Below are 13,521 nucleotides of genomic sequence, written 5' to 3' on the forward strand. Positions count from 1 at the left end.
CGCAAACTGCTGGACGAAGGCCGTGCTGGTGAGAACGTTGGTGTTCTGCTGCGTGGTATCAAACGTGAAGAAATCGAACGTGGTCAGGTTCTGGCGAAGCCAGGCTCAATCAAGCCACACACCAAGTTCGAATCTGAAGTGTACATCCTGTCCAAAGACGAAGGCGGCCGTCATACTCCGTTCTTCAAAGGCTACCGTCCACAGTTCTACTTCCGTACTACTGACGTGACCGGTACCATCGAACTGCCAGAAGGCGTTGAGATGGTAATGCCAGGTGACAACATCAAGATGGTTGTGACGCTGATCCACCCAATCGCGATGGACGACGGTCTGCGTTTCGCAATCCGTGAAGGTGGCCGTACCGTTGGCGCGGGCGTGGTTGCTAAAGTTCTCGGCTAATTGCTGATAACATTTGACGCAATGCGCAATAAAAGGGCATCATTTGATGCCCTTTTTGCACGCTTTCACGTCAGAACCTGGCTCATCAGTGATTATTTTTGTCATAATCATTGCTGAGACAGGCTCTGCAGAGAGCGTATAATTCGAAAAGCGAATTAGCATTTCGATTTGGTTTGCCTCGCAATCGCGGGGTGAAAATGTTTGTAGAATACTTCTGACAGGTTGGTTTATGAGTGCGAATACCGAAGCTCAAGGGAGCGGGCGCGGCCTGGAAGCGATGAAATGGGTAGTAGTAGCCGTTCTGCTGATCGTAGCGATTGTCGGCAACTACCTTTATCGTGACATGATGCTGCCGCTACGCGCGCTTGCAGTGGTAATTCTGATTGCTGCAGCGGGTGGTGTCGCGCTGTTGACGACGAAAGGCAAAGCGACCGTCGCTTTTGCTCGCGAAGCGCGTACCGAAGTCCGTAAGGTAATTTGGCCGACTCGCCAGGAAACATTGCACACCACGCTGATCGTAGCGGCGGTTACCGCTGTAATGTCACTGATCCTGTGGGGACTGGATGGTATTCTGGTTCGCCTGGTATCCTTTATCACTGGCCTGAGGTTCTGAGATGTCTGAAGCCCCTAAAAAGCGCTGGTACGTCGTTCAGGCGTTTTCCGGTTTTGAAGGCCGCGTAGCAACGTCGCTGCGTGAGCATATCAAATTACACAACATGGAAGAGTTATTTGGCGAAGTTATGGTTCCGACCGAAGAAGTGGTCGAGATCCGTGGCGGCCAGCGTCGCAAAAGCGAGCGCAAATTCTTCCCGGGTTACGTGCTGGTTCAGATGGTGATGAACGACGCGAGCTGGCACCTGGTGCGCAGCGTACCGCGCGTGATGGGCTTTATCGGCGGCACGTCTGACCGTCCGGCGCCAATCAGCGACAAAGAAGTGGATGCGATTATGAACCGCCTGCAGCAGGTTGGTGATAAGCCGCGTCCGAAAACGCTGTTTGAACCGGGTGAAATGGTTCGTGTTAATGACGGTCCGTTTGCTGACTTTAACGGCGTCGTTGAAGAAGTGGACTACGAAAAGTCCCGCCTGAAAGTTTCTGTATCTATCTTCGGTCGTGCGACCCCGGTAGAACTGGACTTTGCGCAGGTCGAAAAAGCCTAAGCAGCGATCAAAAAAGCGACGATTTAATCGTTGCACAGGGCGCGAGATTGGAATACAATTTCGCGCCTTTTGTTTTTATGGGCCCGGCCCGTAAAACGAATTTTATTCACGGGGAGCCTCACTGAGGCGCTATTACCCAATCAGAGGATTTTAGAATGGCTAAGAAAGTACAAGCCTACGTCAAGCTGCAGGTTGCAGCTGGTATGGCGAACCCAAGTCCACCAGTTGGTCCAGCTCTGGGTCAGCAGGGTGTGAACATCATGGAATTCTGTAAAGCGTTCAACGCAAAAACGGAATCCCTGGAAAAAGGTCTGCCAATCCCAGTAGTAATCACTGTTTACGCTGACCGTTCTTTCACTTTCGTTACCAAAACCCCTCCAGCAGCTGTTCTGCTGAAGAAAGCGGCTGGTATCAAGTCTGGTTCCGGTAAACCGAACAAAGACAAAGTGGGTAAAATTTCCCGCGCTCAGCTGCAGGAAATCGCGCAGACCAAAGCTGCCGACATGACTGGTGCCGACATTGAAGCGATGACTCGCTCAATCGAAGGTACTGCACGTTCCATGGGCCTGGTAGTGGAGGACTAAGAAATGGCTAAACTGACCAAGCGCATGTCCGTGATCCGTGACAAAGTTGATGCGACCAAACAGTACGACATCAACGAAGCTATCGCTTTGCTGAAAGAACTGGCAACTGCTAAGTTCGTTGAAAGCGTTGACGTTGCCGTTAACCTGGGCATCGACGCGCGTAAATCCGATCAGAACGTTCGTGGCGCAACTGTACTGCCACACGGTACTGGCCGTTCCGTTCGCGTAGCTGTATTTGCTCAGGGTGCAAACGCTGAAGCTGCTAAAGCTGCCGGCGCTGAACTGGTAGGTATGGAAGATCTGGCTGATCAGATCAAGAAAGGCGAAATGAACTTTGACGTTGTTATTGCTTCTCCAGATGCAATGCGCGTTGTTGGCCAGCTGGGCCAGGTTCTGGGTCCACGCGGCCTGATGCCAAACCCGAAAGTGGGTACTGTAACCCCTAACGTTGCTGAAGCGGTTAAGAACGCTAAAGCAGGTCAGGTTCGTTATCGTAACGACAAAAACGGCATCATCCACACCACCATCGGTAAAGTGGACTTTGACGCTGACAAACTGAAAGAAAACCTGGAAGCTCTGCTGGTTGCGCTGAAAAAAGCAAAACCAACTCAGGCGAAAGGCGTGTACATCAAGAAAGTTAGCATCTCCACCACCATGGGTGCAGGTGTTGCAGTTGACCAGGCTGGCCTGAGCGCTGCTGCAAACTAATGCCTTTACGTGGGCGGTGATTTTGTCTACAATCTTACCCCCACGTTTGCTAACGAAAGTTAGCGGCTAAAAGAATTGTTCGTTGGAGCCTGGCCTAATCCAGGCCTCCGTCGAAGACCGCAGGTGTTTCGCAAGAGACTTAATCCCCTGCGTAGACGGTGACAGAACGCTAAGATTATTTTTGGATACTCTGGCTTGTTTCTGCTCACCGTATTAAGACGCTCTTTCCGTTGGGGAGAGTGAAGTGAGTTCCGGAACATGAGTTCCGGCAAACATCCAGGAGCAAAGCTAATGGCTTTAAATCTTCAAGACAAACAAGCGATTGTTGCTGAAGTCAGCGAAGTAGCCAAAGGCGCGCTGTCTGCAGTAGTTGCGGATTCCCGTGGCGTTACTGTAGACAAAATGACTGAACTGCGTAAAGCAGGTCGTGAAGCTGGCGTATACATGCGTGTTGTTCGTAACACCCTGCTGCGCCGCGTAGTTGAAGGTACTCAGTTCGAGTGCCTGAAAGACACGTTTGTTGGTCCGACCCTGATTGCATACTCTATGGAACACCCGGGCGCTGCTGCTCGTCTGTTCAAAGAGTTCGCGAAAGCGAATGCAAAATTTGAGGTCAAAGCTGCAGCCTTTGAAGGTGAGTTGATCCCGGCATCGCAAATCGATCGCCTGGCAACCCTGCCGACCTACGAAGAAGCAATTGCACGCCTGATGGCAACCATGAAAGAAGCTGCGGCTGGCAAACTGGTTCGCACTCTGGCTGCTGTACGCGATGCGAAAGAAGCTGCTTAATCGCAGTTATCTTTATAAAGCATTTGCTTACGTATAAACTTATTCTGATTTTCAGGAACAATTTAAATGTCTATCACTAAAGATCAAATCATTGAAGCAGTAGCAGCTATGTCCGTAATGGACGTTGTAGAGCTGGTTTCTGCAATGGAAGAAAAATTCGGTGTTTCTGCTGCTGCTGCTGTAGCTGTAGCTGCGGGCCCGGCTGAAGCTGCTGAAGAAAAAACTGAATTCGACGTAATTCTGAAAGCTGCTGGCGCGAACAAAGTTGCTGTTATCAAAGCAGTACGTGGCGCAACTGGCCTGGGTCTGAAAGAAGCTAAAGACCTGGTAGAATCTGCTCCAGCTGCGCTGAAAGAAGGCGTGAGCAAAGACGACGCAGAAGCACTGAAAAAATCTCTGGAAGAAGCTGGCGCTGAAGTTGAAGTTAAATAAGCCAACTTTTCTGGTTGCAGCCTAAGTCATTAGGCTGATGGCTGGTGACTTTTTAGTCACCAGCCTTTTTGCGCTGTAAGGCATCAGTAGCATTTCACACTGTTTGACTGCTGATTGTCCTGACAATGCTTGTTTCTATCGACGACTTAATATACTGCGACAGGGTGCTCGCTCTGTGTAAATCGCAATGAAATGGTTTAAGCGTGATAGCAACAGGTATTGCGGAAAGTATTCAATTTTCCGGTCCACAAAATGGTGTTGCACAAACTGTCCCTTCGTCGGACAGATGGGTCGACTTGTCAGCGAGCTGAGGAACCCTATGGTTTACTCCTATACCGAGAAAAAACGTATTCGTAAGGATTTTGGTAAACGTCCACAAGTTCTGGACATTCCATATCTCCTTTCTATCCAGCTTGACTCGTTCCAGAAGTTTATCGAGCAAGATCCTGAAGGGCAGTACGGTCTGGAAGCAGCCTTCCGCTCCGTGTTCCCGATTCAGAGCTACAGCGGTAACTCCGAGCTGCAGTACGTCAGCTACCGCCTTGGCGAACCGGTGTTTGACGTTCAGGAATGTCAGATCCGTGGCGTGACCTATTCCGCACCGCTGCGCGTAAAACTGCGTCTGGTGATCTACGAGCGCGAAGCGCCTGAAGGCACCGTAAAAGACATTAAAGAACAAGAAGTCTACATGGGTGAAATTCCACTCATGACAGACAACGGTACTTTCGTTATTAACGGTACTGAGCGTGTTATCGTTTCCCAGCTGCATCGTAGCCCGGGCGTCTTCTTCGACAGCGATAAAGGTAAAACGCACTCTTCCGGTAAAGTACTGTATAACGCACGCATCATTCCTTACCGTGGTTCCTGGCTGGACTTCGAGTTCGATCCAAAAGACAACCTGTTTGTCCGTATCGACCGTCGTCGTAAACTGCCTGCAACCATCATTCTGCGTGCACTGAACTATACCACTGAGCAGATCCTGGACCTGTTCTTTGAGAAAGTGATCTTTGAAATCCGCGACAACAAGCTGCAGATGGAGCTGGTGCCGGAACGTCTGCGTGGTGAGACCGCGTCGTTCGACATCGAAGCCGACGGCAAAGTGTATGTGGAAAAAGGTCGCCGTATCACCGCGCGCCACATCCGCCAGCTGGAAAAAGATGATATCAAACACATCGAAGTTCCGGTTGAATACATTGCAGGAAAAGTAGCCGCGAAAGATTACGTTGATGAATCAACTGGCGAGCTGATCTGCCCGGCTAACATGGAGCTGAGCCTGGATCTGCTGGCTAAGCTGAGTCAGGCTGGCCACAAACGTATCGAAACGCTGTTCACCAACGATCTGGACCACGGTCCGTACATCTCTGAGACTGTACGCGTCGACCCAACCAACGATCGTCTGAGCGCGCTGGTTGAAATCTACCGCATGATGCGTCCTGGTGAGCCACCAACTCGCGAAGCGGCTGAAAGCCTGTTCGAGAACCTGTTCTTCTCCGAAGACCGCTACGATCTGTCCGCGGTTGGTCGTATGAAGTTCAACCGTTCTCTGCTGCGCGACGAAATCGAAGGTTCCGGTATCCTGAGCAAAGACGACATCATCGAAGTGATGAAGAAGCTCATCGATATCCGTAACGGCAAAGGCGAAGTGGACGACATCGACCACCTCGGCAACCGTCGTATCCGTTCCGTAGGCGAAATGGCGGAAAACCAGTTCCGCGTTGGCCTGGTACGTGTAGAGCGTGCGGTGAAAGAGCGTCTGTCTCTGGGCGATCTGGATACCCTGATGCCTCAGGATATGATCAACGCCAAGCCGATTTCTGCAGCAGTGAAAGAGTTCTTCGGTTCCAGCCAGCTGTCTCAGTTCATGGACCAGAACAACCCGCTGTCTGAGATTACGCACAAGCGTCGTATCTCTGCACTCGGCCCAGGCGGTCTGACCCGTGAGCGTGCAGGCTTCGAAGTTCGAGACGTACACCCGACCCACTACGGTCGCGTATGTCCAATCGAAACGCCTGAAGGTCCAAACATCGGTCTGATCAACTCCCTGTCCGTGTATGCACAGACAAACGAATACGGTTTCCTCGAGACCCCGTACCGTAAAGTGACCGACGGTGTTGTTACCGACGAAATTCATTACCTGTCTGCTATCGAAGAAGGCAACTACGTTATCGCTCAGGCGAACTCCAACCTGGATGACGAAGGCCACTTTGTAGAAGATCTGGTTACCTGCCGTAGCAAAGGCGAATCCAGCTTGTTCAGCCGCGACCAGGTTGACTACATGGACGTATCCACCCAGCAGGTGGTATCCGTCGGTGCGTCCCTGATCCCGTTCCTGGAACACGATGACGCCAACCGTGCATTGATGGGTGCGAACATGCAACGTCAGGCCGTTCCAACTCTGCGTGCTGATAAGCCGCTGGTTGGTACCGGTATGGAACGTGCTGTTGCCGTTGACTCCGGTGTTACTGCAGTTGCTAAGCGTGGCGGTACTGTTCAGTACGTGGATGCCTCCCGTATCGTTATCAAAGTTAACGAAGACGAGATGTACCCGGGCGAAGCAGGTATCGACATTTATAACCTGACCAAATACACCCGTTCTAACCAGAACACCTGTATCAACCAGATGCCTTGCGTATCTCTGGGTGAGCCAGTTGAGCGCGGCGACGTGCTGGCAGACGGTCCGTCCACCGACCTCGGTGAACTGGCGCTCGGTCAGAACATGCGTGTAGCGTTCATGCCGTGGAACGGTTACAACTTCGAAGACTCCATCCTCGTCTCCGAGCGTGTGGTTCAGGAAGATCGTTTCACCACCATCCACATTCAGGAACTGGCGTGCGTGTCCCGTGACACCAAGCTGGGGCCAGAAGAGATCACCGCTGACATCCCTAACGTGGGTGAAGCTGCGCTCTCCAAACTGGATGAATCCGGTATTGTTTACATCGGTGCGGAAGTGACCGGCGGCGACATTCTGGTTGGTAAGGTTACGCCGAAAGGTGAAACCCAGCTGACGCCAGAAGAGAAACTGCTGCGTGCCATCTTCGGTGAGAAAGCGTCTGACGTTAAAGACTCTTCTCTGCGCGTACCAAATGGTGTTTCCGGTACGGTTATCGACGTTCAGGTCTTCACTCGTGATGGCGTTGAGAAAGATAAGCGTGCGCTGGAAATCGAAGAGATGCAGCTCAAACAGGCTAAGAAAGACCTGTCTGAAGAACTGCAGATCCTCGAAGCGGGTCTGTTCAGCCGTATCTATGCGGTGCTGGTTGCCGGTGGCGTTGAAGCTGAGAAGCTCGACAAACTGCCACGCGATCGCTGGCTGGAACTGGGCCTGACCGACGAAGAGAAACAAAATCAGCTGGAACAGCTGGCTGAGCAGTATGACGAACTGAAACACGAGTTCGAGAAAAAACTCGAAGCGAAACGCCGCAAAATCACTCAGGGCGACGATCTGGCACCAGGCGTGCTGAAGATTGTTAAGGTCTATCTGGCTGTTAAACGTCAGATCCAGCCTGGTGATAAGATGGCAGGTCGTCACGGTAACAAGGGTGTTATCTCTAAGATCAACCCGATCGAAGATATGCCGCACGATGCTAACGGTACGCCGGTAGATATCGTACTGAACCCACTGGGCGTACCGTCTCGTATGAACATTGGTCAGATCCTGGAAACTCACCTGGGTATGGCTGCGAAAGGTATCGGCGACAAGATTAACGCCATGCTGAAACAGCAGCAGGAAGTCGCGAAACTGCGCGAATTCATCCAGCGTGCCTACGATCTGGGTACCGACGTGCGTCAGAAAGTCGACCTGAACACCTTCAGCGATGAAGAAGTGCTGCGTCTGGCAGAGAACCTGCGCAAAGGTATGCCAATTGCAACGCCGGTATTCGACGGTGCAAAAGAAGCTGAAATTAAAGAGCTGCTGCAACTGGGTGGTCTGCCAACGTCTGGTCAGATTACGCTGTTTGACGGCCGTACCGGTGAACAGTTCGAACGTCCGGTAACCGTAGGTTACATGTACATGCTGAAACTGAACCACCTGGTCGACGACAAGATGCACGCTCGTTCTACCGGTTCTTACAGCCTGGTTACTCAGCAGCCGCTGGGTGGTAAGGCACAGTTCGGTGGTCAGCGCTTCGGGGAGATGGAAGTGTGGGCGCTGGAAGCATACGGCGCGGCATACACCCTGCAGGAAATGCTCACCGTTAAGTCTGATGACGTGAACGGTCGTACTAAGATGTATAAAAACATCGTGGACGGCAACCATCAGATGGAACCAGGCATGCCAGAATCCTTCAACGTACTGTTGAAAGAGATTCGTTCGCTGGGTATCAACATCGAACTGGAAGACGAGTAATTCTCGCTCAAACAGGTCACTGGTGCCGGGTTAATCCCCGGCACCGGATTGTGCTAACTCCGACGGGAGCAAATCCGTGAAAGATTTATTAAAGTTTCTGAAAGCGCAGACTAAAACCGAAGAGTTTGATGCGATCAAAATTGCTCTGGCTTCGCCAGACATGATCCGTTCATGGTCTTTCGGTGAAGTTAAAAAGCCGGAAACCATCAACTACCGTACGTTCAAACCTGAGCGTGACGGCCTTTTCTGTGCGCGTATTTTCGGGCCAGTAAAAGATTACGAGTGCCTGTGCGGTAAGTACAAGCGCCTGAAACACCGCGGTGTGATCTGTGAGAAGTGCGGCGTTGAAGTGACCCAGACCAAAGTGCGCCGTGAGCGCATGGGCCACATCGAGCTGGCGTCTCCGACTGCTCACATCTGGTTCCTGAAATCACTGCCGTCCCGTATCGGTCTGCTGCTGGATATGCCGCTGCGTGATATCGAACGTGTTCTGTACTTCGAATCTTATGTGGTTATCGAAGGCGGGATGACGAACCTGGAACGTCATCAGATCCTGACTGAAGAGCAGTATCTGGACGCGCTGGAAGAGTTCGGTGACGAATTCGACGCGAAGATGGGTGCGGAAGCTATTCAGGCTCTGCTGAAGAGCATGGATCTGGAGCAAGAGTGCGAGCAGCTGCGTGAAGAGCTGAACGAAACCAACTCCGAAACCAAGCGTAAAAAGCTGACCAAGCGTATCAAACTGCTGGAAGCGTTCGTTCAGTCTGGTAACAAGCCAGAGTGGATGATCCTGACCGTTCTGCCGGTTCTGCCGCCAGATCTGCGTCCACTGGTTCCGCTGGATGGTGGTCGTTTCGCAACGTCCGATCTGAACGATCTGTATCGTCGCGTGATCAACCGTAACAACCGTCTGAAACGTCTGCTGGATCTGGCTGCGCCGGACATCATCGTACGCAACGAAAAACGTATGCTGCAGGAAGCGGTAGATGCCCTGCTGGATAACGGTCGTCGCGGTCGTGCGATCACCGGTTCTAACAAACGTCCTCTGAAATCTTTGGCCGACATGATCAAAGGTAAACAGGGTCGTTTCCGTCAGAACCTGCTCGGTAAGCGTGTTGACTACTCCGGTCGTTCTGTAATCACCGTAGGTCCATACCTGCGTCTGCATCAGTGCGGTCTGCCGAAGAAAATGGCACTGGAGCTGTTCAAACCGTTCATCTACGGCAAGCTGGAACTGCGTGGCCTGGCCACCACCATCAAAGCCGCGAAGAAAATGGTTGAGCGTGAAGAAGCTGTCGTTTGGGATATCCTGGACGAAGTTATCCGCGAACACCCGGTACTGCTGAACCGTGCACCAACCCTGCACCGTCTGGGTATCCAGGCATTTGAGCCAGTCCTGATCGAAGGTAAAGCGATCCAGCTGCACCCGCTGGTTTGTGCGGCATATAACGCCGACTTCGATGGTGACCAGATGGCTGTTCACGTACCGCTGACGCTGGAAGCCCAGCTCGAAGCGCGTGCGCTGATGATGTCTACCAACAACATCCTGTCTCCAGCGAACGGTGAGCCAATCATTGTTCCTTCTCAGGACGTTGTACTGGGTCTGTACTACATGACCCGTGACTGTGTTAACGCCAAAGGCGAAGGCATGGTGCTGACTGGCCCGAAAGAAGCTGAGCGTATTTATCGCGCTGGCCTGGCCTCTCTGCATGCGCGCGTTAAAGTGCGTATCACCGAATACGAAAAAGATGCAAACGGCGAATTCGTTGCGAAAACCAGCCTGAAAGACACGACCGTTGGCCGTGCCATTCTGTGGATGATCGTACCGAAAGGTCTGCCTTTCTCCATCGTCAACCAGGCGCTGGGCAAGAAAGCGATCTCCAAAATGCTGAACACCTGTTACCGCATTCTGGGCCTGAAGCCGACCGTTATCTTCGCTGACCAGACTATGTACACCGGCTTTGCTTATGCAGCGCGTTCAGGTGCATCTGTTGGTATCGATGACATGGTCATCCCAGAGAAGAAACACGAGATCATCTCTGAAGCGGAAGCTGAAGTTGCTGAGATCCAGGAGCAGTTCCAGTCTGGTCTGGTTACCGCGGGCGAACGCTATAACAAAGTTATCGATATCTGGGCAGCGGCGAACGATCGTGTATCCAAAGCGATGATGGATAACCTGCAGACCGAAACCGTGATTAACCGTGACGGCGTAGAAGAGCAGCAGGTTTCCTTCAACAGCATCTACATGATGGCCGACTCCGGTGCGCGTGGTTCTGCAGCACAGATTCGTCAGCTGGCAGGTATGCGTGGTCTGATGGCGAAGCCAGATGGCTCCATCATCGAAACGCCAATCACCGCGAACTTCCGTGAAGGTCTGAACGTACTCCAGTACTTCATCTCCACGCACGGTGCGCGTAAAGGTCTGGCGGATACCGCACTGAAAACCGCGAACTCCGGTTATCTGACGCGTCGTCTGGTAGACGTTGCGCAGGATCTGGTTGTGACCGAAGACGATTGTGGCACCCTCGAAGGTATCACCATGACCCCGGTTATCGAGGGTGGTGATGTTAAAGAGCCACTGCGCGATCGCGTTCTGGGTCGTGTGACCGCGGAAGACATCCTGAAGCCGGGCACCGCAGACATTCTGGTTCCACGCAACACCCTGCTGCACGAACAGTGGTGTGACCTGCTGGAAGCGAACTCTGTTGACTCCGTGAAGGTGCGTTCCGTTGTATCCTGTGACACCGACTTTGGTGTATGTGCGCACTGCTACGGTCGTGACCTGGCGCGTGGCCACATCATCAACAAAGGTGAAGCCATCGGCGTTATCGCGGCACAGTCCATCGGTGAACCGGGTACACAGCTGACGATGCGTACGTTCCACATCGGTGGTGCGGCATCTCGTGCGGCTGCTGAATCCAGCATCCAGGTGAAAAACAAAGGTAGCATCAAGCTCAGCAACGCGAAGTCGGTTGTGAACTCCAGCGGTAAACTGGTTATCACTTCACGTAACACCGAGCTGAAGCTGATCGACGAATTCGGTCGTACCAAAGAAAGCTATAAAGTGCCTTACGGTGCGGTTATGGCGAAAGGTGATGGCGAGCAGGTTGCCGGCGGTGAAACCGTTGCAAACTGGGATCCACACACCATGCCGGTTATCACCGAAGTAAGTGGTTTCATCCGCTTCACTGACATGATCGACGGCCAGACCATTACTCGTCAGACTGACGAGCTGACCGGTCTGTCTTCTCTGGTGGTTCTGGATTCTGCTGAACGTACTACCGGCGGTAAAGATCTGCGTCCTGCACTGAAAATCGTTGATGCTCAGGGTAATGACGTTCTGATCCCAGGTACCGATATGCCTGCGCAGTACTTCCTGCCGGGTAAAGCGATTGTACAGCTGGAAGATGGCGTACAGATCAGCTCGGGTGACACCCTGGCGCGTATTCCTCAGGAATCCGGCGGTACCAAGGACATCACCGGTGGTCTGCCACGCGTTGCGGACCTGTTCGAAGCACGTCGTCCGAAAGAGCCGGCAATCCTGGCTGAAATCAGCGGTATCATCTCCTTCGGTAAAGAGACCAAAGGTAAGCGCCGTCTGGTTATCACTCCAGTAGATGGCAGCGAACCGTACGAAGAGATGATTCCTAAGTGGCGTCAGCTCAACGTGTTCGAAGGTGAACGCGTAGAACGTGGTGACGTGGTTTCCGACGGTCCAGAAGCGCCGCACGACATCCTGCGTCTGCGTGGTGTGCATGCTGTTACTCGTTACATCGTTAACGAAGTACAGGACGTATACCGCCTGCAGGGCGTTAAGATTAACGATAAACACATCGAAGTTATCGTTCGTCAGATGCTGCGTAAAGCAACCATCGAAAACGCGGGCAGCTCCGAGTTCCTCGAAGGCGAGCAGGTTGAATACTCACGCGTCAAGATCGCTAACCGCGAACTGGAAGCGAACGGCAAAATCGGTGCGACCTTCTCGCGCGATCTGCTGGGTATCACCAAAGCGTCTCTGGCAACCGAGTCCTTCATCTCTGCAGCATCGTTCCAGGAAACGACTCGTGTCCTGACCGAAGCCGCTGTTGCAGGTAAACGTGATGAACTGCGCGGTCTGAAAGAGAACGTTATCGTGGGTCGTCTGATCCCGGCGGGTACCGGTTATGCGTACCATCAGGATCGTATGCGTCGTCGTGCTGCAGGCGAACTGCCAGCTGCACCGCAGGTTACTGCTGAAGATGCATCCGCGAGCCTGGCAGAACTGCTGAACGCAGGTCTGGGTGGCTCCGACAACGAGTAATCGTTGAGTCGCTAATAAAAAACCCGCTTCGGCGGGTTTTTTTATATCTGCACTATTTCAGTTTACTAATGGGATCCGTCGATACAGCTCAATCATATCGCCCGCCAGGTCCTGTATGACCATGGCGTTCATCAGGTGATCCTGCGAGTGGACGGTGATCAGGTTAACCGGAAGCTTCCCGGTCCCTTCATCAAGACCGATAAGCTGCGTCTGTATGGTGTGCGCATGCTTCACATATTCCCGCGACTCTTCCATCGCTTTTTCGGCTTCGTCAAACTCACCTTTACGCGCCATCTGCAATGCTGTCAGGGCCGCACTGCGCGCCGCGCCTGCGTTAACAAGCAGTTCCATAATCGTGGTTTCTAAGTCTTCCATTATGACTCCAGAAGTTTGAGCGCTTTATCCAGTACGGCATCACCTTTCATCATGCCGTAATCCATCATGTCGATCACCGCGACCTTTTTGCCCAGCGGGTCGGCCTGCGCCTGTAATTTAGCCTGCTCGTATTTAACCTGTGGCCCCAGCAATACGATGTCGGCCGTTGCGATGTTGTCTTTAAACTCCGCAACCGGAACGGCTTTAATGGTGACTTCAACCCCTTTTTTCTGCGCGGCGTCTTTCATACGTTGAACCAGCATGCTGGTTGACATTCCCGCTGCACAGCATAAAACGATGTTCTTCATAATCAGCCTCGATCTACATGTGTTTATTGATAATTATCCCGTGCAGACCGCTTCAACAACCGCTTTACCGCGATTGTGTGTCAGGCATCACAAAGAAACAGGCGTTTTTCTGAAACCG

At 52.4% G+C, this 13,521-nt stretch carries 10 protein-coding genes and 1 pseudogene; 9 read left to right on the forward strand and 2 right to left on the reverse strand.

The genetic code is table 11. The features are described 5' to 3' along the window. From tuf to rpoC, 9 genes and pseudogenes are all read left to right on the forward strand, one after another. Positions 1–399, forward strand: a pseudogene (gene tuf, locus ACOTXT_RS18445) (elongation factor Tu); the annotation flags it as partial. Between the two features lie 229 nt (positions 400–628). After that, the gene (gene secE / locus ACOTXT_RS18450) at positions 629–1,012 is read left to right on the forward strand and encodes a preprotein translocase subunit SecE (protein ID WP_003862342.1); all 384 of its coding nucleotides are present in this window, start codon (positions 629–631) and stop codon (positions 1,010–1,012) included. A 1-nt stretch (position 1,013) separates the two neighbouring features. Further along, positions 1,014–1,559: a transcription termination/antitermination protein NusG gene (gene nusG / locus ACOTXT_RS18455; protein ID WP_003862341.1), complete on the forward strand. Its 546-nt coding sequence runs from the start codon at positions 1,014–1,016 to the stop codon at positions 1,557–1,559. Between the two features lie 155 nt (positions 1,560–1,714). Further along, the gene (rplK, locus tag ACOTXT_RS18460; RefSeq protein ID WP_008503452.1) at positions 1,715–2,143 is read left to right on the forward strand and encodes a 50S ribosomal protein L11; all 429 of its coding nucleotides are present in this window, start codon (positions 1,715–1,717) and stop codon (positions 2,141–2,143) included. A 3-nt stretch (positions 2,144–2,146) separates the two neighbouring features. Further along, positions 2,147–2,851 carry a 50S ribosomal protein L1 gene (gene rplA, locus ACOTXT_RS18465; RefSeq protein ID WP_006810530.1) on the forward strand — a complete coding sequence of 235 codons (705 nt, stop codon included), beginning with the start codon at positions 2,147–2,149 and terminating at the stop codon, positions 2,849–2,851. A gap of 291 nt (positions 2,852–3,142) precedes the next feature. Then, the gene (gene rplJ, locus ACOTXT_RS18470; RefSeq protein WP_003862338.1) at positions 3,143–3,640 is read left to right on the forward strand and encodes a 50S ribosomal protein L10; all 498 of its coding nucleotides are present in this window, start codon (positions 3,143–3,145) and stop codon (positions 3,638–3,640) included. A gap of 66 nt (positions 3,641–3,706) precedes the next feature. Next, positions 3,707–4,072, forward strand: a complete 366-nt coding sequence (rplL, locus tag ACOTXT_RS18475; RefSeq protein ID WP_002445276.1) for a 50S ribosomal protein L7/L12 — start codon at positions 3,707–3,709, stop codon at positions 4,070–4,072. 319 nt (positions 4,073–4,391) lie between these two features. Further along, positions 4,392–8,420, forward strand: a complete 4,029-nt coding sequence (gene rpoB, locus ACOTXT_RS18480; protein ID WP_008503453.1) for a DNA-directed RNA polymerase subunit beta — start codon at positions 4,392–4,394, stop codon at positions 8,418–8,420. 76 nt (positions 8,421–8,496) lie between these two features. Beyond that, complete coding sequence (gene rpoC / locus ACOTXT_RS18485) at positions 8,497–12,720, forward strand: DNA-directed RNA polymerase subunit beta' (protein ID WP_008503454.1); 4,224 nt, start codon at positions 8,497–8,499, stop codon at positions 12,718–12,720. A 57-nt stretch (positions 12,721–12,777) separates the two neighbouring features. On the opposite strand, the gene ACOTXT_RS18490 is transcribed toward rpoC, so the two are convergent. Continuing rightward, positions 12,778–13,095 carry a PTS lactose/cellobiose transporter subunit IIA gene (locus tag ACOTXT_RS18490; protein ID WP_008503455.1) on the reverse strand — a complete coding sequence of 106 codons (318 nt, stop codon included), beginning with the start codon at positions 13,093–13,095 and terminating at the stop codon, positions 12,778–12,780. Continuing rightward, the gene (locus tag ACOTXT_RS18495) at positions 13,095–13,403 is read right to left on the reverse strand and encodes a PTS sugar transporter subunit IIB (RefSeq protein WP_008503456.1); all 309 of its coding nucleotides are present in this window, start codon (positions 13,401–13,403) and stop codon (positions 13,095–13,097) included. The genes ACOTXT_RS18490 and ACOTXT_RS18495 overlap by 1 nt, the downstream gene beginning before the upstream one ends. Between the last annotated feature and the right edge of the window lie 118 nt (positions 13,404–13,521).

The organism is Enterobacter cloacae complex sp. IR5422, assembly GCF_049238165.1.
GTDB classification, from domain to species: Bacteria; Pseudomonadota; Gammaproteobacteria; order Enterobacterales; family Enterobacteriaceae; genus Enterobacter; species Enterobacter roggenkampii.